Annotated in this window: 21 protein-coding genes, 1 tRNA gene and 1 pseudogene; 10 read left to right on the top strand and 13 right to left on the bottom strand. The window is 63.2% G+C overall.

What is annotated here, in order from left to right; translation table 11 throughout:
* Positions 1 to 130 precede the first annotated feature (130 nt).
* Positions 131 to 705, bottom strand: a pseudogene (locus tag HU230_RS17810) (ArdC family protein); the annotation flags it as partial.
* A gap of 136 nt (positions 706 to 841) precedes the next feature.
* Entirely contained in the window at positions 842 to 2,629 is a 1,788-nt protein-coding gene (locus HU230_RS17815) for a metallophosphoesterase (protein WP_176530532.1), read from the bottom strand.
* Between the two features lie 1,079 nt (positions 2,630 to 3,708).
* Between HU230_RS17815 and HU230_RS17825 the strand changes: the two genes are divergently transcribed.
* On the top strand, positions 3,709 to 4,959 hold the full coding sequence (locus tag HU230_RS17825) for a site-specific integrase (protein WP_176530531.1): 1,251 nt from the start codon (positions 3,709 to 3,711) through the stop codon (positions 4,957 to 4,959).
* A 72-nt stretch (positions 4,960 to 5,031) separates the two neighbouring features.
* Here HU230_RS17825 and HU230_RS17830 read toward each other — a convergent pair.
* Positions 5,032 to 5,105 (bottom strand) — tRNA-Gly (locus tag HU230_RS17830).
* 491 nt (positions 5,106 to 5,596) lie between these two features.
* Between HU230_RS17830 and HU230_RS17835 the strand changes: the two genes are divergently transcribed.
* Positions 5,597 to 5,983, top strand: coding sequence for a YciI family protein (locus HU230_RS17835; RefSeq protein WP_176530530.1), 387 nt, complete (start codon positions 5,597 to 5,599; stop codon positions 5,981 to 5,983).
* 6 nt (positions 5,984 to 5,989) lie between these two features.
* On the opposite strand, the gene HU230_RS17840 is transcribed toward HU230_RS17835, so the two are convergent.
* Together HU230_RS17840 and HU230_RS17845 are read right to left on the bottom strand one after the other, a co-directional pair.
* Positions 5,990 to 6,397: a hypothetical protein gene (locus HU230_RS17840; protein WP_176530529.1), complete on the bottom strand. Its 408-nt coding sequence runs from the start codon at positions 6,395 to 6,397 to the stop codon at positions 5,990 to 5,992.
* Positions 6,398 to 6,485: 88 nt separating this feature from the next.
* The gene (locus tag HU230_RS17845; protein ID WP_176530528.1) at positions 6,486 to 7,283 is read right to left on the bottom strand and encodes a lytic murein transglycosylase; all 798 of its coding nucleotides are present in this window, start codon (positions 7,281 to 7,283) and stop codon (positions 6,486 to 6,488) included.
* A 301-nt stretch (positions 7,284 to 7,584) separates the two neighbouring features.
* Between HU230_RS17845 and HU230_RS44090 the strand changes: the two genes are divergently transcribed.
* A complete protein-coding gene (locus HU230_RS44090) occupies positions 7,585 to 8,085 on the top strand; it encodes a MerR family transcriptional regulator (RefSeq protein WP_207830526.1) in 501 nt (166 codons plus the stop codon).
* Positions 8,021 to 8,347 (top strand): VOC family protein, encoded by a 327-nt coding sequence (locus tag HU230_RS17850; RefSeq protein WP_210284217.1) that lies wholly within the window; start codon positions 8,021 to 8,023, stop codon positions 8,345 to 8,347. Before HU230_RS44090 ends, HU230_RS17850 begins: the two co-directional genes overlap by 65 nt.
* A 68-nt stretch (positions 8,348 to 8,415) precedes the next feature.
* Here HU230_RS17850 and HU230_RS17855 read toward each other — a convergent pair whose 3' ends face one another.
* Positions 8,416 to 8,643: a hypothetical protein gene (locus tag HU230_RS17855; protein ID WP_021081740.1), complete on the bottom strand. Its 228-nt coding sequence runs from the start codon at positions 8,641 to 8,643 to the stop codon at positions 8,416 to 8,418.
* A gap of 155 nt (positions 8,644 to 8,798) precedes the next feature.
* The gene (locus tag HU230_RS17860; RefSeq protein ID WP_176530526.1) at positions 8,799 to 9,095 is read right to left on the bottom strand and encodes a hypothetical protein; all 297 of its coding nucleotides are present in this window, start codon (positions 9,093 to 9,095) and stop codon (positions 8,799 to 8,801) included.
* Between the two features lie 430 nt (positions 9,096 to 9,525).
* Here HU230_RS17860 and HU230_RS17865 point away from each other — a divergent pair, with 430 nt between their 5' ends.
* On the top strand, positions 9,526 to 9,921 hold the full coding sequence (locus HU230_RS17865; RefSeq protein ID WP_092115072.1) for an NUDIX hydrolase: 396 nt from the start codon (positions 9,526 to 9,528) through the stop codon (positions 9,919 to 9,921).
* Positions 9,922 to 10,092: 171 nt separating this feature from the next.
* Positions 10,093 to 11,406: a chloride channel protein gene (locus HU230_RS17870; protein ID WP_176530525.1), complete on the top strand. Its 1,314-nt coding sequence runs from the start codon at positions 10,093 to 10,095 to the stop codon at positions 11,404 to 11,406.
* 8 nt (positions 11,407 to 11,414) lie between these two features.
* On the opposite strand, the gene HU230_RS17875 is transcribed toward HU230_RS17870, so the two are convergent.
* On the bottom strand, positions 11,415 to 12,614 hold the full coding sequence (locus tag HU230_RS17875) for an adenylate/guanylate cyclase domain-containing protein (protein WP_176530524.1): 1,200 nt from the start codon (positions 12,612 to 12,614) through the stop codon (positions 11,415 to 11,417).
* On the opposite strand from HU230_RS17875, the gene HU230_RS43655 reads away from it, so the two are divergent.
* On the top strand, positions 12,613 to 12,741 hold the full coding sequence (locus HU230_RS43655; protein WP_275949091.1) for a hypothetical protein: 129 nt from the start codon (positions 12,613 to 12,615) through the stop codon (positions 12,739 to 12,741). The two genes, HU230_RS17875 and HU230_RS43655, sit on opposite strands and share 2 nt — an antisense overlap.
* A 36-nt stretch (positions 12,742 to 12,777) precedes the next feature.
* Here the strand turns inward: HU230_RS43655 and HU230_RS17880 are convergent, their stop codons facing one another.
* The gene (locus tag HU230_RS17880; protein WP_176530523.1) at positions 12,778 to 14,022 is read right to left on the bottom strand and encodes a metal-dependent hydrolase family protein; all 1,245 of its coding nucleotides are present in this window, start codon (positions 14,020 to 14,022) and stop codon (positions 12,778 to 12,780) included.
* 86 nt (positions 14,023 to 14,108) lie between these two features.
* Complete coding sequence (locus HU230_RS17885; RefSeq protein ID WP_176530522.1) at positions 14,109 to 15,464, bottom strand: MFS transporter; 1,356 nt, start codon at positions 15,462 to 15,464, stop codon at positions 14,109 to 14,111.
* 117 nt (positions 15,465 to 15,581) lie between these two features.
* On the opposite strand from HU230_RS17885, the gene HU230_RS17890 reads away from it, so the two are divergent.
* The gene (locus HU230_RS17890; protein ID WP_224943346.1) at positions 15,582 to 16,499 is read left to right on the top strand and encodes a LysR family transcriptional regulator; all 918 of its coding nucleotides are present in this window, start codon (positions 15,582 to 15,584) and stop codon (positions 16,497 to 16,499) included.
* A 22-nt stretch (positions 16,500 to 16,521) separates the two neighbouring features.
* On the opposite strand, the gene HU230_RS17895 is transcribed toward HU230_RS17890, so the two are convergent.
* Complete coding sequence (locus HU230_RS17895) at positions 16,522 to 17,982, bottom strand: purine-cytosine permease family protein (protein ID WP_176530520.1); 1,461 nt, start codon at positions 17,980 to 17,982, stop codon at positions 16,522 to 16,524.
* Positions 17,983 to 18,279: 297 nt separating this feature from the next.
* On the opposite strand from HU230_RS17895, the gene HU230_RS17900 reads away from it, so the two are divergent.
* Together HU230_RS17900 and HU230_RS17905 are read left to right on the top strand one after the other, a co-directional pair.
* Positions 18,280 to 18,951 (top strand): FMN-dependent NADH-azoreductase, encoded by a 672-nt coding sequence (locus tag HU230_RS17900; protein ID WP_176530519.1) that lies wholly within the window; start codon positions 18,280 to 18,282, stop codon positions 18,949 to 18,951.
* 36 nt (positions 18,952 to 18,987) lie between these two features.
* Positions 18,988 to 19,872: a polysaccharide deacetylase family protein gene (locus tag HU230_RS17905; RefSeq protein ID WP_176530518.1), complete on the top strand. Its 885-nt coding sequence runs from the start codon at positions 18,988 to 18,990 to the stop codon at positions 19,870 to 19,872.
* On the opposite strand, the gene HU230_RS17910 is transcribed toward HU230_RS17905, so the two are convergent.
* Both HU230_RS17910 and HU230_RS17915 read right to left on the bottom strand, forming a co-directional pair.
* Positions 19,853 to 20,782, bottom strand: coding sequence for a LysR substrate-binding domain-containing protein (locus tag HU230_RS17910; protein ID WP_176530517.1), 930 nt, complete (start codon positions 20,780 to 20,782; stop codon positions 19,853 to 19,855). The genes HU230_RS17905 and HU230_RS17910 overlap by 20 nt on opposite strands.
* A gap of 24 nt (positions 20,783 to 20,806) precedes the next feature.
* Positions 20,807 to 21,418 (bottom strand): DUF1989 domain-containing protein, encoded by a 612-nt coding sequence (locus tag HU230_RS17915; protein WP_176530516.1) that lies wholly within the window; start codon positions 21,416 to 21,418, stop codon positions 20,807 to 20,809.
* Positions 21,419 to 21,494: the final 76 nt, after the last annotated feature.

Raw genomic sequence — 21,494 nt, forward strand, 5'->3', positions numbered from 1 at the left:
CCTTCGGTTGATGTTGAGGTGAAGGCTCAGCGATTGCGAACAGCCTCACCGACGAGCCCGGTTTCGGGAGGCAATGGGTTTCTTGAAAGCCAGTGGCGTTTGCGTCCGGGGATCGCCGGGGACGGAGGCGCTATGGCGGTAGTTCGTCCCGCGCTTGGTCATCGGTGCTCGCTGTGACCGGCGCTCGGAAGGCCAGCAGGAAATCGGCGGCTTTCGAGGCCTTGCTGGCGGCGCGAAAGATGGCGCGATTATCCGAACGCAGGACGTTCAGCCAGTTGCCGAGATAATCGGCGTGGCGCACGGTCGGCTGGATCGACAGCGCGGCGCAAACAAAGGCGGCCGTGATCTCGGCGACAAGTTCCTCGCTGGCGTAGAGTTTCGAGCCGAACGAGCCGGTCTGGTCGCGGTTCAGCCTTTTGCATGCCCGGTCCAGTGCCCCAGTTCGTGAAACAGGGTCCGGTAGTAATTGATCTGATCGAAGAAAGCGGGCTGCGGCGGGATGTGGACCGCGTCTTCCGAAGGCCGATAGAAGGCGTGCGCCCCGCCGGTACGGATATCGGCCAACGTCGCTTTCGCCAGCGCCTCGGCCTGCGGTACGATCTGGCGCTCCGGCAAGGCGAGCGCAGAACCAAGGCAGTGATCCGACAGGTTCTCACATTGCGCGACATTAAAGACGGTATAGCGCCGCAGGAACGGCACCGCCTCGGCCGCGCCGTTCCGTTCGTCTTGGCCGTTCCCCTCGCCCTGGCCCGACGATGCTTCGCCGCCCGGCCGAACACCCGATCCTGCCGCCCTTAAGCCGTCTATCGAGATCAGCTAATCGCTACGAGGTGGAATGACCTCACGCTGTCGGGTCATTCGCCGGAATGGGCGGGTTTGGCTTGCGTTGCGCCTTGATCGTTACCGCGGGTTCGATGAGCTCGGGATTCAAGTCCGGGTTCGTCACATAGATCGGACCCACGTTGGTTGGGTTCTTAGCCCAGGCGTCGCGCGCCGGAATTTTCGTTAAGCCGATCGGATAAAGCGTCAGCTCCTCCCCGACGATCTTCATTCTTATAAAGTTACGATGTGTGTCGCGGCGCATCGAGCTGAACGCATCGTTGTGATTCATGTCGAGGTATGCGGACGATACGTACAGGTAGGCGCCGAAGAGCTCAGCAGCGACAACGCCACCGGCACCGATCATTTCGGTGCCGAACAGAAGAAAGGTTAAGCGCGGCCAGGACGATGAATCGACGAAGAATGCGTTGAAATGATTGAAGACCCACGCGCAAGCGATCAAGGTGAGACTATGCGCTATGCCGTTTGTCGCAGAAACCCAGCCGACTTTGGCGGACGCGCCTTCCGTCCGCTTCGTGTAGGCATAGAAGCCGGCTGCCAGGACTATGGGCGCGATGTACCAGACATCGCATGGCAGATACCTCACGATTAGCCCAAGCAAGAAATAGACAACACCGAGCACGATGCCGAAGCCCCGGTTGAGACTGGCAAACTTGAAATTGCCTCGTAACATATCAAGGCTAGTGGCTCGATCGGGATAGCAAGCTTCTTTGGTCGCTCCTGCCGCATCCTTGAATGCCCCCAAGGTTAGCTTTTTAACGGCGGACTTCATCCAGACAATTCCGTCGGCGCGACGATTGAGGTCGATGGTCGGTGCTAGCTGATGGGTGGGGTGCAGGAAGGCCCCACCTCCGCCCGAGGTGACGAATTGCGTCATCCCGTCATCCCCCTCATAGCGGCTGTAGTGATGGGTATCGCCAGAGATCACGAGCGGGATGCGGACACCCTTGCAATGGTTGATCGCGATCCAGGCCAGATAGTCCATGATCTTGAGCGAGGCGCCGCCAGGAACGTTGGTATAGAGCCATCCCGGCTCTGGCCCGCAGAGGATGATGTTGGAATTCTCCGGCATACCTTTGGCGATCGCGACGAAGTAATCCTTCTGGGGTTGATCCATGTCATCGTCGAGCTGGGAGTCCATGCCCCAAATCCACCAGGTTTCCGTCAGCTGAAGCGCGAAGTAGCTGCGCCGTTGATGCGAGCGCCAGCCACCAAGATGCAGATGCTCACGGCGACAAAAGAGCGCCAGAAATTGAACGAGCCCATCATACCAATCATGATTGCCGGGAAGGACGTAGACAGGAGGCCCCTTGAGCAGCTTTGGGTTCGAGTCCGGATACGCCCACTCATAGGGTGTACGCAGCCGGTCGCGGTAGGCCTCGGCGGATGCGTTGGGATAAACTTCATCGCCACCCATGACCAGGAGCTGACCACGCGGCAGTTTTTCCTGCCCGAACGTCAGCTCGTCACGTGCCAAGAGGCAAGCCATGGCGTAAGTGGAGTCGAAGCCGTCACCGAGATCAGCGACATAATCAATCCAAACAGCGCCGTCCTTGGGTGCAAAATCCCAGACTTCGGCGTTGTCGCCGCCGGGCATAAACTGCTTGGCACGCTTCACGAGTTCGTCGGCAGATACCGGATCAAGCGCCGCTACGATCAATCGCCGATCAGCGTATTGGCCAAAGAGTTCGGAAACGACGACGCGCCAAAGCAGTTTGATCAGTAATCCAGGCTCAAACCAGCCAGCCATGGTCGGCAGGCCTGACGGCGTCTTTTCTGGTGAGGCCATATAGATTCTCCTCAAGGTAGAATAATGCACGCACCTCGCAACCATGGAGGGTCGCGGCCTTATCCACCGGAAAAAGGTGATGCCGTTCGCGAAAGAGCTAAGGTCGCGCCGAGATTTCTCCCGCGCGTCCGGCGACCGGCCAACTCCTAGGGGGAGAAGTCGAAGCTTGGCAGACATTCGGCCAAGTCGTCGCCGTCCATATCGGCAAAGCATTCATTAGGGATGGCATTTGCAATACCGCATTCGCGCAACCAATCGCGCGCGCGGGGTGTCGCGGAGATTATTTCGAGCTGACGCCCGAAACCATGTTCGAAATGCTCCGGCCTTACTGACAACGGCTTGAATTGGCCGACTATCTTGACGGTACCAATTCCTCCTTGTTGGCAGCTCGCGCAACCATCAGAGCACTACGGCGAATGCGGTCGCGCGAAATCATGCAAATGGCGCAGAGATTTGAGTCAAACCCACGGTTTCGATCATTCCACTTCGAGCATCGAGAAATGCAGATCCTACACATGCGCCATAAGCCCGCTCAACTGGGATGCGGTGAGATTTCTTTTGATCTCCCGGTGCACACGTTGTGCACACGCCGCCCTTTAACCGATTGAAAAACTTGAACTCTCGGTCCTATCCATCATGGGGAAGTTTGAGCTAGCTCCAGCTACACAAACACAACCAGTCTAGGTCAAACTTGAGCAAATCTAGCCTTCCGATTTGTCGCCGCCCCGGCGACATCAAGGGAAAATGATCGTTATGTTCTGCTTCGATCTTTTTGTCGCAAGAGGCCTCCTGCCCCATCTATCTTCGCCACGGTGCTCCACGCTTTCCCTTGTTTCAGTAGACTCATAACTGAGCGTCATGATTTAATGATCAGCGATCCCGTACACACCGACTTGGATGTCCCGGACCAGATTCACCGAGGCAGATATTAAGCGGGCTGTTCGAGGCGTCCTCGACAGCGGCGGTAAGGTCGCGCGCGTCGAGATATGGCCTGACGGACGCATTTCTGTGTTGATTAGAGAAGAAGGATCGATTCCAATCGATCCTGAAGACGATCCGGAGGTGTCCAGGAGACTGCTGTGAAAAGACCAGGGCGATCTGCGTTATCGTTGCCTCGGTACACTCTGCGCAAGCGTCTCAGAGGCGGCGGCTTCGCATATTTTTTCAATATCCCGACGTGGGCCCGCAAGCGTGGATGTTCGATCGCGAACGAAGCCCTAGGTACTGACTATAAGCGCGCAGTCTCACGCGCAGAACAAATTTTGCTTCCTGCTTTTGATAGTTGGCGCACCCGCGGCGAGGACGCAAGTCCAATCGGCATTGGCGTTGTCGTCGGCACGCTGGATTGGATGTTTCACCTCTACCGCCAAACCTGGTCTCAGAAAACAGCGAAGCGGCTTCAGCCTTTGAGCCCGGGCCAGTGCCGCGTTCATGAGACTGGGATCAAGATGATTTGCGATTACATCCTGCAAGATGGCCGACGATTGGGGGCACGCCGAGCCGCAAGTATCGATACGGCTTTCGTCGATCAGCTCTTCGAAAAACTGCTCTTCAAAGAAGTGAAGGGCGAGAAGATCGAACGCCGTACGACGGTCAATCACGCGATGAAGACCGCACGTAGCGGATGGAACGCCATTTCCCGGGCACATCCAGCCTTGTTTCCACCCCGCAATCCATTCGAAAAGATGGGCCTGCGATCCAGCTCGCGCGAAACGCCGCATGCGACCTTTGCGGAGCTTGCAGCTTTCCGCGCGAAGGCGATCGATATGGGCTATTCTTCGCTTGCCACCGGTGCGCTGATCGGTTGGGAGCTGCTTCAGCGCGAGGCTCATATTTTCATCCGCTTCATGACCGACCACTACCGTCCTCCGAGCCGGCCGAATCACGTCTACGTTATCAACTACAAGACCAGCACCGGATCCTGGGAACCACTTTTCAATGCCAAAGGAAGGGCACTCTATCCGCTGCTGATGGCCGAGCTCGACGCAGTCAAGGAGCTGCGCCCAACGGGAGGTCTGATGCTGCGGCGTGATGGCAGCAGTCTTCCCTGGTTTGGTAAGGGTGAAATACTGACTCAAGTCCAGCGCATCACGAAGAAAGTTATCTTGGCCGCAGGTTTACGGCCCGAACTGACTTTCACCTCATTTGGTCGCCACGGCGGCACGACCGAAGCAAGCACATCCGGCCTGACGGAAACACAGCTGATGAAGAAGGGTCAGTGGTCGTCGACAATGGCCATGGCGCACTACCTGCACGACGATGATGAAGCCAAGCAGGATGCGCAAATGAAACGCATCAAGCGCCGTGCAAGACAAGCGAAGGGAAAGTGAACGTTTGTCAGAATGACAATGCGTGTCTTGTCAGAATGAAAAGGTCTTGACGCTCTAAACCATTGAAAACATTGGAGCGGGTGAAGGGAATCGAACCCTCGTATTCAGCTTGGAAGGCTGCTGCTCTACCATTGAGCTACACCCGCATCGAGCGATCACCTAACACGGCCGGACGGCCGTCTCAACTGCCTCGGCGGGCGTCCTTGTGCGCCGGTAAACGAGAATATGTTCGCGCAATGCGGCCGGTTCCTGGCCCGGATGGGACGGACGGCGGTCTTAACAGCGGCAGATTCGCCACCTATATTGCTGGTCCCATCAACAAAGAAAGGAGGTGATCTAGTGTCTTGTCTCAAGCGCTGTCACCTCGCTGAGATCGCCCGCTAGGCTCTGAGTAATCAGCCTGGCATCGGGGCGCTCTCAGCCCTGACCAGCGAGACAACAAATCCGGGGGCGCGGCGGAAGCGATTCCGCCGCGCCTTTTTACCTGTCCAGGCCGCGGGATTCGCCGCCGCCATGCCGCCGGCGGGATACCTTGTCGCAGCACAAAAACCGGCCGGTCCGCTACACATGAAATGTCGGCGTGGCTGGCTCTGGGCCGTCCTTGGGCCTGCCGCAACAGAAATGAGGAGCTCACGAGATGCTTTATGCCATCCTGGCCTATCACGTCGAAGCCGAGGTCAAGTCGTGGAGCGCCGATGAGGACGCAGCCGTCATGGCAGGTCTGCGCGAGGTCCATCAACGGTTGAAGGGGCGGCTCGGCCCGGCTGCACGGCTCGGCGAGACCCGCAACGCCAGCACCCTGCGCGGGCCCGGCCACGGCATCGTGATCGACGGCCCGTTCTCGGAGACCAAGGAGCAGTTGCTGGGCTTCTACGTGATCGATTGCGCCGATGAAGCAGAAGCGATCGCCGCGGCACGCGACCTGCGCAGCGTCAACCCGTCGGCGGTCTACGAGATCCGCGCGCTGAAGCTCTACATCCCCGGCGCGCCGTTTCCGGAGACCGCGGGCCCGAGCGACGCATAAAGTTGCTCAGCGACTCGAGCGCTTCGGCAGCTTCGGCAGCTTGCTCGGATCGAACTTCGGCAGCGGCGGATCGGGCGGCGGTGTGGGCGCCACCCCATTGCTTGGAATCAGCGTCACCTCGAAGGCGAGATCGGGCACGGCATCCGCCCTGCCCGCGGCCGTCGCGATCGCGCCGCTCCAGACGCCTTCGAGCCGCACCACGAGGTCGTCGGTGCCGAACACGGTCGCATGTCCCTCGGAGTGCCGCCTGGCGGTGAGCACGGCGGAGAAGCGCTCGCCGTCGACCTCATAGGTGCCGTCGTAAAGCATGATGGCATCGCTGCCCCACAGCCTGCCGTCGGCCATGTGCACGATGCCGGTGCCGTCAGCGAGCGACGTCCGAAACCACGCCGCATAGGTGCCGTTCTTGAGCATGGAGCCTGTCTCCATCTGCTCCGTTTCACAGCAAACGATCTGGGCACCGTTGCGTTAACAGGGGATGAAGGAACCCCCGGCCCTGCGCTCATTGGCCGTCGATCTGCCGTCCCATAATGGCAATCGCCTTCTGATAGACCTGCGCTGCATTCCATGCCTCGATCGCGGCAAAATTGGGTTCCCCGGGCTGATAACCGGCGCCGGCGCGCCAGCCATGGGCGTGCAGGAAGTTCGCCGTCGAGCTCAGCGCGTTGGCGGCGACGTCGAGATTGCCGGTGCCATAGGCGAGGACGTTCTTCGGCATGAACTGGGTCTGGCCGATTTCGCCATGCATCGAGCCGCGCGTGCTTCCGGACAGAGTGCCGCGGTCGATCAGCTTCAGCGCGGCATAGAGCTGGTCGGTGAAGAAGTCCGGGCGACGGCAGTCATAGGCAAGCGTCGCGATCGACGACAGCATGTTCTGGTTGCCGCGCTGGCTGCCGAAGCCGCTCTCCATGCCCCAGATCGCGATCAGCGGTCCCGGCGGCACGCCGTAGCGCTGCTGGATCGAGGCGAACATGGCCGCCTGCGACTGCTTCAGCGAACGGCCGCGCGCCACGATGGTCGCAGATCCCCGCTTGGCCATGAACTGCTCGAGCGACAGGCCAAAACTGCGCTGGCCGCGATCGGCGGCGATCGTCGCACTGGCGTAATGTGCCTGCATCAACGCGTCGATCGCGGTGGCACCGACGCCCTTGGCCCTCGCCTCGCCGGCAAATTGCTCCTTCCAGGCTTCGAATCCGCCGGGCCCGTTGCCGCACTGCGCCGCGTTCGCCTCTGCGCCCAGCGTTGCAACCATCACGACGATGGCGAGCGCCGACGTCGCAATCTGCCAGCCCCTGATCATCCGAAACCTCCTCCGAAAAATGTGCCGCCGCCCCTCGCGGGCGCGGCGCTGACGATGGCCTGATGTAGATGACCCGACGATGAACGATCCGCCTCAGATTCGGCCGCGGACCGTCACGATATGTCGGCGGCAGCGGATTGGCCATCCCGGCCAGATCAGGCAGGCCGGGGCATTTGGCCCCGGCGTCCGTCCCGGCGGATTGATGGAATTCAGCGGCGGCGCCCGGTGCGGCCCCGCAACACGGCGCTTGACATTGACGTTAATGAGAAGGTGCTAGGCCGACCCTCGACAGGAGATCGCGATGCGGATTCAGGAGGCGGCACACCATCTTGGCGTGAGTGCACGAGCGCTTCGGCATTATGAGGCGGCAGGCCTGATCGTGCCGCGCCGGAATTCGAACGGCTATCGAAGCTATTCTGTGTTGGAGATCGAACGGGCTGCGTGGGTGAGCGACCTCATCGCCGCGGGCTTCTCGACCCGCGAGCTTCGCAATCTTCTGACTGCGCTTGAAGACGGCCGGCGCGGCGCGCGCGTGAACTGCTCGGCAGTGATGCAGGAGAAGCTCGAACAGATCGATCGAGCGATCGCGGCGCTGCGCAAGCGGCGGCGCGCCTTGTCGCGTCGTCTGGCTGGACCGGATGGCGGTCGCAGCAATATGAGAACATCAGGACGTGGCGATGAAGATACTCAATATCCTGGCGAGACGTTACCTGCCGCTCGAGGGCCTGGACGAGGCCGTGGCCTTCCACGAAGCCCTGATCGGCCAGCCGGCGCGGCTTCGGTTCGACTATCCCGAATATGATCTCAGGCTGGCGCAGGTCGCCTCGATCCTGTTCATTGCAGGGACGGAACAGAGCCTGAAGCCGTTCACGGCGACGCATCTGACGTTTCTGGTCGACGACATCGACGCATTCGCCGCGCATCTCCCCGGCGTCGGCGCCACGATACTGGAGGCCCCCAAGCCGGTCCCGACCGGCCGCAACATGCTGGTGCTGCATCCGGACCAGACCCGCGTCGAATATGTCGAGCATCGCGACAAGCATCCCGCCGACGTATTGCCTTGAGCTCGTCAACCACACGGCGGTGCTGACCGTAGCACCAGCTCGCGAAATGCCGTACGCGATGCTGCGTTCTACGGCACCTCGCCTCGCCGCAGCGGGCCGACGGTCTGCGGGCGGTTGAGGAAGAATTCGCGGTTGCCAAGCGCGGCCTCCGCATACTGGTCGATCGCCACGATGATCGCCTGCACGTGGTGAAAGCACCAGCCTTCCCGCGTCGCCATGTGCCGGACCTCGGCCAGCGCCTTGATCCAGGGCGCATGATCATCGCTGTCGTGGAAATACCGAAGCGGCTCTCTCATCTTTCCTCCGGCAGATCACGTCCTCCAGCTCGGCGCGCTTGCGCGACAGCAGAAGCTGCGCCGATGCACTATCGCGTCCGGCCTGCCTCAGCCGGTTCACGGATGCGTCGAACTCGCGCAACTCGGTGCGCAGCCGCTGCATCCTTAGTTCGTCATCACCCACGCGCTTCGCCGGCGACGAGCTCCCGCTTCGCCGCGCGAAGAAAGATCGGTGGCGCGGCACGGCGGCGCGGAGCAACGCTCGCATGCACGATGATCGGCTCGCGGTCGCCCAGCATGCCCCGCTCTTCGACCAGACGGCTCATCACCAGGCGCATCTTGAGGAGGTCCCCGGCCACGAAGGCGCAGTCCTCATCCCGGTTGATCTGCTGTCGCATGATGGCCTCGGCCTCGAGCATGCTGACGCGCAGCGCCCTGATCTGCCTGCGAATTTCGCTGATACGGTTGTCCATGGCGGCCTCCTATTCACGGTGGAGGGCGATTAGAACAAAACAAGAACATTGAGTCAAGCGGCAGAGAGCTGCCTGCCATGGACTTTTGTCATCGAAGGCCGCGCCAGTTCCTCCTACGGGAACCAGGAGTACCTCATTCTCACGAGCTCAACGTGAGGATGTTCGATGAAGCGAGACCACGCCCGGGCTCACGGCGAACGCGTGCAAGCGTATCCACGGTGAAGCCGCGCCAGACCGTCACAGCCGGCCGCCTCTTCACTTGCCGCTCCTCGTACGAGGATGCGCGTCGTCAGGATTTTCTCAGTGCTCAGGCCTTCCGTGGCAGACAAACAGCCGACACATGACTGTGGAACAATTCGCCCTTGGAACTTGTCTACTCAAATAGACAAATTAGAATGGGGTCGATTCTGTTTCGGTCATTGCGCAGTACATGACGAAGTCTTCCAAACTAGTTGCCGCGAAGCGCGGCAAGGTCCTTCTGGTCCGACGTCGATCCGACGGGCTGTGGATGTTCCCCGGCGGACGCAGGCGTGCGCGCGAGACCGGCAAGGACTGCCTGAAGCGTGAGATCAAGGAAGAGCTGCCGAAGCTCAAGCTCGGCAGGCTCAGCCTGTGGAAGGAAGTGACGGCCAAGAACAAGCGTTCCGGCCGCAGGATGAGCGATGCGATCTTCATCGCCAAGAACGCCAAGGGACGGCTGGCGATCGGCGACAAGAAGGAGATCGACCGCGCCGCCTGGCAAAAGCCGCGCGGACTTCGCCTGACGCCGACCTCGCGCTACATCCGCGATCGGCTGTTTCCAAGGAAGCAGCGGCGCCGGAGATAGGCGGCGGGATCTCTGCTGCCCGCGGCAAAAAGCACAGATTTCGGCTTTGGCATCTGGCGGCTGCGCGGGCACGCCTTGCTGATTTGTTGAGCTTCACCCACCACCGACGCATGCTAGGAATGACGTGATCCGTCCGGACCGGATCACGTCATCAGCCGGAATTGCGTCAGAATGGGCTTCCCCTCCAACCGCCAGAGGCGGCTGTTCAGAATCGTTTCCGCGCGTTGGCAGCGCCGGGCCATCTTCCTTCTGGGCGGCATTGCGGTCGGCGCGGCGGCCGTCGCGCTCGCCCAGCTCGCGGATCTGGCGCAGGTCGCCTTCTCCGCGCTGGTGTCGCATGTCCGTTACGCCTCGCTGGTGCTGACGCCCGCAGGCTTCGCGCTCTCGGTCTACCTGACCAATCGCTTTTTTCAGAACGCGCAGGGAAGCGGCATCCCGCAGGCCATCGCCGCACGCCATCTGACCGACCAGACCGCGCGCGAAAGCCTGGTTTCGCTGCGCATTGCCGCCGGCAAGATTCTGCTAACCCTGTTCGGCCTGCTGTGTGGCGCATCGGTCGGGCGCGAGGGACCGACGGTGCAGATCGGCGCGTCGATCATGTTTGCGCTCGGCCGCTTCTCGCCCCGGCGCCAACCGGGCTTGATCCTTGCCGGTGCGGCGGCGGGCGTCGCGGCAGCCTTCAACACCCCGCTGGCCGGGATCGTGTTCGGCATCGAGGAAATGAGCCGCGCCTTCGAGACGCGAACCTCCAGCCTGATCATCGGCGCGGTGATCGCCGCGGGCCTGACGTCGCTCGCCTTGATGGGCAACTACACTTATTTCGGCACCAGCGCGACGGCCCTGCGCAACGGCGCCGACTGGCTCGCGGTCCCGCTCTGCGGCGTGGCCGGAGGTCTGGCGGGCGGCCTGTTCAGCCGCATCCTGATCGCAATGGCGCGCGGATTTGCCAACCCGGTCGGACGCACGATCAAACGCTATCCGGTCGGCTTTGCCGCGATCTGCGGATTTGCGGCGGCGATTTGCGGGATTGCTTCCGACGGCGCGATCTACGGCACGGGATATCAGCAGGTCAAATCCGCGCTGGAAGCCGGGTCACAATTGCCCGCGAGCTTCAGCGTGTGGAAATTCCTGGCCACCACATTTGCCTCGATCAGCGGCATGCCGGGCGGCATCTTCGCGCCATCGCTCGCGGTCGGCGCCGGGCTCGGCTCCAACATCGCACCGCTGTTCCACGGCGCGCCGCTTGCGGCCATCATGCTGCTCGGCATGGTCTCGTATTTCGCCGGCGTGGTTCAGGCCCCGATTACGGCCTTCGTGATCGTCACCGAGATGACCGACAATCACGCCATGGTGGTGCCGCTGATGGCCGCGGCCCTGATCGCGCATGCGAGCTCGCGCCTGATCTGCAAGGAAGGCGTCTATCATGCCCTCGCCAAGGGATTTATCGATCGGGCTACGCCGGCGCAAAAGGCGACGCCGGCCTGAAGATTTCTTCAGCCATTATAGGCAAACAACTCGATCGGCTCGCTGAAGCCGCGCACCGGATGCTCGCCGACATGTTCGAGCGCGAAATCGTGCTCGACAAGATCCGCGAAGGCGCGGGACAGCAGCACCGTCTTCTTCAACTGCTTGGTGAGGGCTTCGAGGCGCGACGCCATGTTCACGGCGGGGCCGATGACGGTGAAGTCGAGCCGGGTGCGCGATCCGATATTGCCGTACATGACGTCGCCGACATGGACGCCGATGCCGTAATTCATCGGCGCGCGGCCCATCATGCCGTTCCTTTCGCTGAGCGCCGCCATCGCCAGCCGCGCCTCGGCTACCGCATGCAGCAGGTTGGCGCAGGCCTTGGGTTCGCTGAGCGGGAAAATGGCGAGCAGACCGTCGCCGATGAATTTCAGGATTTCCCCGCCATGCCGCGCAATCGGCTCCGACATCGCGTCGAAATAGTCGTTCAGGAGATCGATCACGTCATCGCGTGGCCAGGAGTCCGAGATCCGGGTGAAATCCCGCAAGTCGCAGATCATGATCGCGGCGCTCACCGTGGTACCGCTGCCCCGCCGCGTCGCGCCGGCCAGGATCATCTCGCCGGCGTGCGAGCCGACATAGGTCTCGAGCAGCGTCCGCGCCAGGCGGTTCTTCATCCGGATTTCGCTGACCAGCGCCAGCACCGGCAGCACCGTCTTCAGACTGGCGATATGCGCATCATCGAAACCTCCGGCACGGTCGGTCGCGAAGGTCACGACATGCCGCTTGCCGAGCGTATGCAGCAACGGCCAGGCCACATAGTCGGTCAGGCCCTGCGCGCGCATCTCGTCATAGAGCGCGTGCTTGCGGCCCTGTGACGGGTCATGTTCGAGCTTCTCGCGCACCTCGTCGATACCCTGATGGATTTCGTAGACCGGACTGCCGATATATTCCGATCGCTGCTGGACATCGTAGTCGACCCGCGTGATCTCGGCCTCGCGTTTCCCGTCGGCCCAGATGATCCGGGCGCCGAGCCATTGCGGATGCTGGATCAGGAGATTCATCGTCGCCCGCTTGAGCGGAATGCCCGTCCGCTGCAGCCGGATGCACAACTCGGCGAAGATATTGTCGATGAAGCGCTGGTCGCGCGTCTCGTTGGTCAGCCAGCTCACTACGTCGCCGTCGGACTGCGGCGTGACGTGATCGATGTTGGGGGGCGCGTTCATGGCTGGCTCCGGAGCGGCGGGTGGGGTCGGCACGCGATATGTCGTGCTTCCGCCCGGCCGCGTCAACGCCGCCAGCGGTAACGTGAACGAGCAAATCGGCCCGGCCTGCCCCCGCGTGACGCCGTGAGGACGAGCGCTTTGCCCGCGAGCGTGCTTAGGTGGCTCACCCGCCCAGCCGGTCGACTTCGGCCTTGCCGGCCTTCATCACCAGCGGAATGTGCTCGCCCTGGCCCAGCAGGCACGTTACATCGCGCAGCGGATTGCCCTCGACCACCAGCAGATCGGCAAACGCCTCCGGCGCGATGCGGCCGAGCTTGCCTTCCATGCCGAGCACTTCGGCGCCGACAATGGTCGCGCTATGGATCACGGCCTGCGCACCGAGCAGCTCGGCGCGGATCCGGAACTCGTCGCTCTGCAAGCGCTGCGACGGCCCGAGCAGATCGGTGCCGAATCCCATCTTGACGCCGGCCTCGCGATAGATCGCGAGCGAGCGCAAGCCGGCGTCACGCACGTCGGCAACCTTGGCGACGCTTGCGGCAGGCAGGCCGTATTTGGCGCCTTCGGTGGCCAGCGCCTCATAGGTGACGAGCGTCGGCACCGCATAGGCGCCCTGCTCGGCCATCAGGCGCGCGGTCGGAAGGTCGACCAGATTGCCGTGCTCGATGGTGCGCACGCCGCAGCGCACCGCGCGCTCGATCGCCTCCGCGGTGTAGGCATGCGCCAGCACATAGGTGTGCCGCGCCTTCGCTTCCGCGACGATGGCGCGGATCTCGTCCTCGGAATAGCCGAACGCACCGATCGGATCGGTGGGCGACGCGACGCCGCCGGACGCCATGATCTTGATCTGGTCGGCGCCCATCTGCAGCTCCTCGCGCACCGCCTTGCGCACCGCATCGACGCCGTCGACGACGCGCGCGATCGCGCCGACCCGCACGCAGCAGGAGCAGGTCGGGTCGCTCAGATAATCCGAGCGGCCGCGCCCGTCGCCATGGCCGCCGGTCTGGCTGAGCGCGCGGCCGGAGACGAACAGCCTGGGCCCATCGGTCAGCCCGGTGTCGATCGCCTGCTTGAGCGCATGGCCAGCGCCGCCGGCATCGCGGACGGTGGTGAAGCCGCGCTTCAGCATGCCCCGCAGCAGCATGGTCGAGCGCAGCGTCACCAGCACGTTCGCCATCCGAGCCTGCTGCGACAGGTCGAGCTCGACTGCGACCGCGTGCACATGCAGGTCGATCAGGCCGGGCATCAGGGTCTTGCCCTTGAGGTCGATGACGCGATCGACTGAGGCCTCGATCGACCGATCGGACACTTCCTTGATCAGGCGATCCTCGACCAGCACGTGGTGGCCTTCGAGCAGATCGGACCGCAGCGGGTCGAGCAGCGCGGCATTCTTGAAAAGGGTCGTGGACATAAGGTCTCCTGTCAGGACGTGGCCGGTCGCTTTAGTTTGAGCATGATCTTTTCGGAAAACCGCTTCACACTTTTCCGGATCATGCTTCACGCGGCTTCGCTTGCGATGTCTTCCAGCGATCGGCCGCGCGTCGGCACGCCCATCAGCACGACGGTGACGGCGCCGATCAACAGCACGGTCGTGGTGACGCCGAACACGCCGGCGAAGCCGAAATTCGGGTAGAGATAGCCGACCAGGATCGGTGCAATGATCGCGCCGATGCGACCGATCGCGGACGCGAGCCCTGCGCCGGTGGTCCTGATCGCCGTCGGAAACACCTCGGCCGTGTAGGCATAGACGCCGGCATAGGTGCCGTTCATGAAGAACGACAGCAGCAGCCCGGCCGCCATGATCTGCCCGTCGCTTGCGGCAAAGGCGAGCCCGAGCGCGCTGGCGCCGCCGAGGATCATGTAGGATGCGATCGTGGACTGCCGGCCGATCCGCTCGTTGAAAAAGGCGGCGGTGAAATAGCCGGGCACCTGCGCACAATACATCGCGAGCGAATAGCCGAAACTCTTGGTGATGCTCATGCCGTTCTGGACCAGCAGGCCGGGAATCCAGACGAAGAACGAATAATAGCTGAACGTGATCGACAGCCACATGATCCAGGTCATGGTGGTGATCCGCGCCTGGCGGCCGGCCAACAGCGCCGCAAAATTGCTCAGCAGCGTTCCCGACGATACGGCAGGCAGCGCGGGCTCTGCGACCGGTGGCGGCAGCACACGGCCCTCGCGCGCGAAGCTCGCCTCGACCTTATCGAGCACCGCCTCGGCTTCTTTGACCCTGCCGCGGCTTTCCAGCCAGCGCGGCGATTCCGGCAGCGACCGGCGCCACCACAGCAGCATCACGACAGGTATGGCGGTGATCACGAGCACGATGCGCCAGCCGTTCTCATAGGCCGGCACGATGAAATAGCCGAGCAAGGCAGCCGCAACGAAGCCGAACGAGAAGAAGCCGGCGAGCGCGCCGGTGAAGGCGCCGCGGTAACGCCGCGCCACGAATTCCGCGAGATAAGGCGCGATGATCGCGCTTTCCGCGCCGGTGCCCATGCCGGCAACGACGCGCGCGGCGAAGAACGCCGGCCAGCTGTCCACCGTCGCGCTGACCAGCGAAGCTGCACTGTAGAGCGCGAGCGCCGACATCATCACCGCACGGCGGCCGATCAGGTCGCCCAGCATCCCGGCAAACAGCGCGCCGAACAGATAGCCGACGAAGGTGCTGCTGCCGAGCACGCCGGTCTCGACATTGGTGAGCCCCCAGGCGGTGCGCAGCACCGGCAGGATGAACGCCAGCACGGCGGCATCCATCGCGTCGAACAGATAGCCCAGGCCGCCCATCAGCAGCAGGTGCACATGGAAACGCGCGAACGGCAGGCGCTCGATGCGCGCCGATATCATTGACATGAATATCCCCCCTGAGCCACGGCCCGGCGCCCGTGTTCGGGGGAATGATAGACAAACCTCAATTATCGCAATAATTTATAATTATGATCTAGTATATCACCAGCATGAATGTCGCTAATGCCGTTTCGCACGCTCGACCTCAATCTCCTGAAAGTCTTCGAGGCGTTGATGACGGAGGGCAGCGTCACGCGTGCCGCGAACACGCTCAAAATGACGCAGCCCGCGGTCAGCAATGCGCTGGCACGACTACGTGACGCGCTGAGCGATCCCCTGTTCGTCAGATCCGGCACGGGAATCCGCCCGACCCAGCGGGCCGTGGCACTGTGGGATCCGATCGGCGGCGCGCTGGAGAGCATCCGCGGCGCACTCGACGAGGAGGTCTTCGATTCACGCCGTGCGCAGACCGAGTTCAGCCTGTCGATGTCGGACTACGTGGCGGCTCTGGTGATGCCGCGGCTATTGAACCGCTTCGCCGAAATGGCGCCGACGGCGCGCATCCGCACCGTGCCGAACACCATCATCGGGATCGCCGACCAGCTCGAGGACAACCGGGTCGATTGCGTGCTGAGCGTTTATGTCAATGAGGCGCTGCATCAGGGACTGATCCGTTCGCGCTCGCTTTGGACGGTGGACTATGCCTGCTTCATGCGGCGTGATCACCCGCTTGCGGGCCGGAAGCGGCTGAATGTGCGCAGTTTCCTCAACGCCAAGCATGTCGATGTGAGCCTGGCCGGCCGAACTTTGCCGACCTATGACCAGTTTCTCGGCTCTCGCGGGCTGTCGCGCAACCTCGTCGCCATCGTCAATCATTACAACGCCGCCTACGAGATCGTGCGCCAGTCCGACCTGATCGCGGTGCTGCCGCGCGACCTCAGCGCGCAGTCCCGCCAGGCGCCCCATCTGCATGCGGTGCCGGTGCCGCTGCCGGCGCCGCCGCGCATCGTCAGCCTGTTCTGGCACCAGCGCAACGACACCGTCCCCGCGCAGCGCTGGCTGCGCGAGACGCTGGTGGAGATATTCGCGCGGATGGAGTGAGCAGGCGCAAGGCGTGCCCCTGTCAGGTCGATGTGGGCGCGGGTTCGATCGACGCTGTGTCCACGGCCGGCGACGGGACGCTCCGCGCCAACGGACGTCCAAACAGCCGATGCAGCGCAAGGTAGCTCGCCATCGCAACGCCGATGCCGGTGAGCCACGACAGGTCGACCCCGCCGGTCGCCAACGCCAGCGGACCTTGCATGGCCTTGATCGTGCCCATCTGGAAAGCCCACGCCGCCACGAAGCCGGCAGCAAACGCGATCAGCCCGGCCCAGTTGAAATCACGATCCCGACCCGGCTCCTCGTAGAGCGAGGCGACATCGATGCGGCCGCGTCGCACCAGGTAGAAGTCCGCGAGCGTCACGCCGGCCCATGGGCTGATCCAGACGATCAGGGCGACCATGAAATTGTCGAAGGCGTGGGCGAAATCGCCCGATTGCAGGAAGGCGTACAGGATCGCGGAGGCGATCAGGCCGGACAGCACGGAGATCACCCAGCGCGGCCGCCGCAGATCGAGCGCGAGCGACGACAGCGCCGCCGAATAGATCACGACGATGTTGGTCGCGATCGGGCCATGGAGCAGCACCAGCAGTACCGGCAGCGCCATCGCACCAAAAGCTGCGATGATCAGCTTCGACGGATCGGAACCGGCGCCGGCGGACGCAATGGCCGCACCGAGGAAGGCGAGCCAGACCGTCGGCAGGAACATGCCGAGGAATGTCGCCCGAAACACCTTGGCGGCGCCGAGCGAGGGCCTGGTGAAGCGCGTATAGTCGGCGGCATAGGTCAGCCACGAAATGCCCCAGCCGATTCCGATCGCGGTCATCAGCTGCGTCGCCGCCGCGAACGCCGGCATGCCGGTGACGGTTGCCGACTGCCACCTGATATCGACGCGCAGGAAGGCGAGCGCGGTCATGACCGCCATGATCAGCAGGATGAACGGCATGGTGTAGCGCTCGAACACCTTGATGGCATTGAAGCCCCAGGCCGCGATGCCGATCTGGAACAGCATCACCAGCACCGCGATCGCGTATTTGAGCTCGATGCCGCCGCCAATGCCCATCCGCTCCAGCGCCGCCATGCAGAGGTCGAGCACGATCCAGGTGTTGATCGCGACCCACCCCATCGGCATCAGGACCTGCGCCAGCGCCGGCAGATAGGCGCCGCGGCGGCCGAACGCCAGCCGGCCCAGCACCATCTGCGGCACGCCGGTGCGATGTCCCATCAGGCAGAAGGCGGCAAACAGCGCCGCGCCGAACAGATTGCCGACAACGATGACGGCAAGCGTTTGCAGCAGGCTCAGGCCGAGCTGGATGCCGAGCGCGCCCAGCACCCAGTTGATCGGTGCGATGTTCGCGCCGGTCCAGATCCAAAACTGATCTGATGATGACGACGTGCGGTGCGTCGCCGGCACCGGCTCAATTCCGTGGGCATCGAAGCCGGCTTCATCCTGCGCCGGAAGCTGTGTCTGCTTGAGCAACATGTTTCCCCCGTTGTCCGGCGCATTGGTTTGGGCCGGGATGGGGCATCTGAGCAGCAGGCAGCCGTGAGGCGATAATGAGGAATCCTCAAGCCGGGTTGAGATGAGATCGAGAGTGAAGTTTGCGTGTTGAATGGCGACAGATCCCCCCGCGGTCACGCTCGCAGACCGCGTCATCACGGCACGCCGCTTCACTGTTGAGATTTTCTCAACTCACCTGCCGGATTCGTCAATCACGCCGACCCGGGCACTCGGTCATTGTGGAGCCAACGCATTGCCCCCAACCAGCCGAGGCCAGGGATGACGACACTTCTGCATATCGATGCCAGCCCGCGCGGCGACCGTTCGGTCAGTCGAAAGCTCTCCAGGTCGTTTGTCGAGCACTGGCTGACGCACGAGCCCGGCGCCACGATCATCTCGCGCGACGTCGGCCGCGCCCCGCCGCCGCTGATCACGGAGGCGTGGGTGGCCGCCGCCTTCACTGCGCCCGGCGACCGCACGGCGGAGCAGCACGACGAGCTTCGTCTCTCCGATGCGCTGATCGACGAGCTTGAACGCGCCAACGTGATCGTCATCGGGGCGCCGATGCACAATTACGGCATGCCGGCGGCCTTGAAGTCGTGGCTCGACAAGGTGATCCGCATCGACAAGACCTTCAGCTTCGATCTCGCCCGCGGCGACTTTCCGCTTGAGCCGATCATGCGCGGCAAGACGCTGGTGGTGCTGAGCTCGCGCGGCGAATTCGGCTTTGGCCCCGGCGGGGTGCGGGAAACCATGAACCATCTGGAAACCCATATTTTCACCTGCGCCCACTATCTCGGGGTGCAGGAGAGCCATCTGATCGCGGTCGACTACCAGGAGTTCAACGATGAACGCTACCGGCGCTCGCTCGCCGACGCCTTCGCCGCGATCCCCGTGCTGGTCCGGCAGTGTCTTGGAATCGACGGGCCTGTTAATGTGGCGGCGGAATGATGCACCGCTGTCCGCCGGCTGCACGAGGATGATCCCATGATAAAGAATCCCATCCCCTGGCCGAACGGTGCGCGCTGCACCTGTGCGATCACGTTCGACGTCGACGCCGACAGCCTGATCCACATCGCGCGCCCAAAGGACTCCTTCGACCGGCTCTATCCGATCACGATGGGACGCTACGGACCGACCGTCGGCGTGCCGCGCATCCTGGAAACCTATCGACGCCTCGGCCTGAAGCAATCGTTCTTCATGCCGGCCTGGACCATGCAGCGCTATCCGGATGCGGTGGAGGCGATCCTCAGGGGTGGCCACGAGATCGGCCATCACGGCTACATCCATGAGGATCCGACGGAGATTTCCTCGGTGGAGCAGCGCGAGGCCTTCGAACGCGCGCTCGGCATTCATGTCGCGATGACCGGGCGCAAGCCGCGCGGCTACCGCGCGCCGGTCTACAACGCCAACCAGACCACGATCGATCTCCTGATCGAGCACGGCTTCGTCTACGATTCGTCGCTGATGGCCGACGACATCCCGTACCAGATGCGCACCGCGCGCGGATCGCTCTACGAAATGCCGCCGCACTGGGGATCGGACGATTGGCCGCCCTTCGCCCATTACGCGGAGATCGGCTACATGATGCCGGTCAAATCGCCGAGCGAGGGCCTTGCCGCCTCGTTCGAGGAGTTCGAAGCCGCCTATGAGGCCGGCGGATTCTGGATGGGGATCTGGCACCCGTTCCTGACCGGCCGGCTTGCCCGCTGGCGCGTCGTGGAGCGTTGGCTCGAGCAGATCGTTGCCGAACGCAAGGTCTGGTTCGCATCGCTCGAGGACATCGCGGCGCACCTCGACGGCCTGGTCAAGGCAGGCACCTACCAGGTCCGCGTCGAGACCCTGCCCTACTTCACGCAGCCCGTGTCATGACCTGCTCGGGAGCCGCCCGAAAGGTGGCCGCCTCGGCCCGCAGCCAGTCGATGAACGCCGTCACCGATTTGCGCCGGGCAGCGTTTGGCGTATCGACGAGGCGATAGGCAAAGCCCGCAAGCGCGGGACCGTCGAGCCGGCGCAGCGTGCCCTCGCGCAATTGCTCGTCCACCAGCGCATCGCTGCACAACAGCGGTCCGAGCCCGCGCTCGGCGGCATGCAGCGCCAGCGGCTCCTCGCTGTACCAGGAGATGCGGAAGTCCCGGCCGGGATCATGATCGGCCGCCGCGAGCCAGGCCGACCACGCCGGCGAGTCCAGCGCGGCGTTCTTCCAGCGGAACGCCAGCAGCGAGCGCGAACGGACGTCGTCAATGCCGAGACGGGCACCGGGCGGACAGATCGCGCTCGCCGCAACCGCAATGTAGCGATCGCTGAACAGCACCGATGTCTCGCCGGCGCGGTCGACGCGTCCGTAGCGGATCGCCAGATCGACGCCGTCTGCGCCCGGCGTCCGCACCTCTTCGGTCGCATCGATGTGGACGACGAGGTGCGGAAACGCGGCGTTGAAGCGCGCGAGCCGCGGCATCAGCCAGCGCTCGGCGAAGGCGCGCGTGGTCGATACCGTGATCGCATCGCCGTCGGCCGGCGGACGGATCGCGGCGAAGGCACTCGCCATGCGGTCGAAGCCGTCGCGCAGCATGGGGAACACCGCATGGCCCTCCGCGGTCAGCACCACCGCGCGGCCGGAGCGCTCGAACAGCTTGTGTCCGAGAATTGCCTCGAGTTGCCGAACCTGGTGACTGATCGCCGTCACCGTGACGCAGAGTTCATTGGCGGCGGCGGTGAAGCTCTCATGGCGCGCCGCGGCTTCGAACGCGCGGACGGCATTAAGCGGCGGCAGCTTGCGCATGATTTGTTCTCCGCGCGGCCCGTGTCAGGCGATGAGAAAATGAGCGTCGGTCGGCCGCATGTCGTTCACCGGCACCATGTCCTGCGGACAGGCGGAGAACACGATGACGAGATCCATCTCGGCACGCAGCGCCACATACTGCCCGGCCTCGCTGACGGGCGACTTGAAGTCCAGTTGACCACCGTCGGTGACGGGTACATTCATGAACAGATTGAGCGGAGCCGGCGTCACCGCAGCCGACAGGCCGACTGTCTCGAGCGCGTGCGCCAGATTCTGCGTGCAATTGTCGTGGTGGCCGACCGCACCGAGCTGGCGATAGCGGTGAATGTCGCAGGCCGCGATCAACGTGTCGTGGATTCCCGGCGTCGTGTCGGCGACGAAGGTGAGGATCGCGCGGCGCCGGTTGGTCGTCAGCGTGTCACCCACGCGCGGAATCAGCCGCAGCATCGATGCACGGCTGTGCTCCATCGACATGAACTCGCCGGTGTCGCGGGCATTGAAGGCCCAGGTATCGACCACCTGCTTGCCATGGGTGTTGACGACCATGACCGTCTCTCCCGCATCGAGGCGAGCCGCCACGCCATTGCGGGCCGGAATCAGACGGGCGCGGGTCAGATCGATGGTTGCTATGGTCATGTGGTGCCTCCTCAATGGCTCGTTGCGCCATTGGAGCACTGCTCGTCATGTAATTCTAATAATATTAATTGTGTCC

This window comes from Bradyrhizobium quebecense, from assembly GCF_013373795.3.
Lineage (GTDB): Bacteria > Pseudomonadota > Alphaproteobacteria > Rhizobiales > Xanthobacteraceae > Bradyrhizobium > Bradyrhizobium quebecense.

Coding starts and splice junctions, on each gene's coding strand:
- HU230_RS17865 (WP_092115072.1), top strand. CDS start 9,526: ATGACGAAGTCTTCCAAACTAGTTGCCGCGAAGCGCGGCAAGGTCCTT.
- HU230_RS17880 (WP_176530523.1), bottom strand. CDS start 14,022: ATGTCCACGACCCTTTTCAAGAATGCCGCGCTGCTCGACCCGCTGCGG.
- HU230_RS17815 (WP_176530532.1), bottom strand. CDS start 2,629: ATGGCCTCACCAGAAAAGACGCCGTCAGGCCTGCCGACCATGGCTGGC.
- HU230_RS17870 (WP_176530525.1), top strand. CDS start 10,093: ATGGGCTTCCCCTCCAACCGCCAGAGGCGGCTGTTCAGAATCGTTTCC.
- HU230_RS17855 (WP_021081740.1), bottom strand. CDS start 8,643: ATGAGAGAGCCGCTTCGGTATTTCCACGACAGCGATGATCATGCGCCC.
- HU230_RS17915 (WP_176530516.1), bottom strand. CDS start 21,418: ATGACCATAGCAACCATCGATCTGACCCGCGCCCGTCTGATTCCGGCC.
- HU230_RS17910 (WP_176530517.1), bottom strand. CDS start 20,782: ATGCGCAAGCTGCCGCCGCTTAATGCCGTCCGCGCGTTCGAAGCCGCG.
- HU230_RS17895 (WP_176530520.1), bottom strand. CDS start 17,982: ATGTTGCTCAAGCAGACACAGCTTCCGGCGCAGGATGAAGCCGGCTTC.
- HU230_RS17835 (WP_176530530.1), top strand. CDS start 5,597: ATGCTTTATGCCATCCTGGCCTATCACGTCGAAGCCGAGGTCAAGTCG.
- HU230_RS17875 (WP_176530524.1), bottom strand. CDS start 12,614: ATGAACGCGCCCCCCAACATCGATCACGTCACGCCGCAGTCCGACGGC.
- HU230_RS17905 (WP_176530518.1), top strand. CDS start 18,988: ATGATAAAGAATCCCATCCCCTGGCCGAACGGTGCGCGCTGCACCTGT.
- HU230_RS44090 (WP_207830526.1), top strand. CDS start 7,585: ATGCGGATTCAGGAGGCGGCACACCATCTTGGCGTGAGTGCACGAGCG.
- HU230_RS17860 (WP_176530526.1), bottom strand. CDS start 9,095: ATGGACAACCGTATCAGCGAAATTCGCAGGCAGATCAGGGCGCTGCGC.
- HU230_RS43655 (WP_275949091.1), top strand. CDS start 12,613: ATGGCTGGCTCCGGAGCGGCGGGTGGGGTCGGCACGCGATATGTCGTG.
- HU230_RS17900 (WP_176530519.1), top strand. CDS start 18,280: ATGACGACACTTCTGCATATCGATGCCAGCCCGCGCGGCGACCGTTCG.
- HU230_RS17840 (WP_176530529.1), bottom strand. CDS start 6,397: ATGCTCAAGAACGGCACCTATGCGGCGTGGTTTCGGACGTCGCTCGCT.
- HU230_RS17885 (WP_176530522.1), bottom strand. CDS start 15,464: ATGTCAATGATATCGGCGCGCATCGAGCGCCTGCCGTTCGCGCGTTTC.
- HU230_RS17845 (WP_176530528.1), bottom strand. CDS start 7,283: ATGATCAGGGGCTGGCAGATTGCGACGTCGGCGCTCGCCATCGTCGTG.
- HU230_RS17890 (WP_224943346.1), top strand. CDS start 15,582: ATGCCGTTTCGCACGCTCGACCTCAATCTCCTGAAAGTCTTCGAGGCG.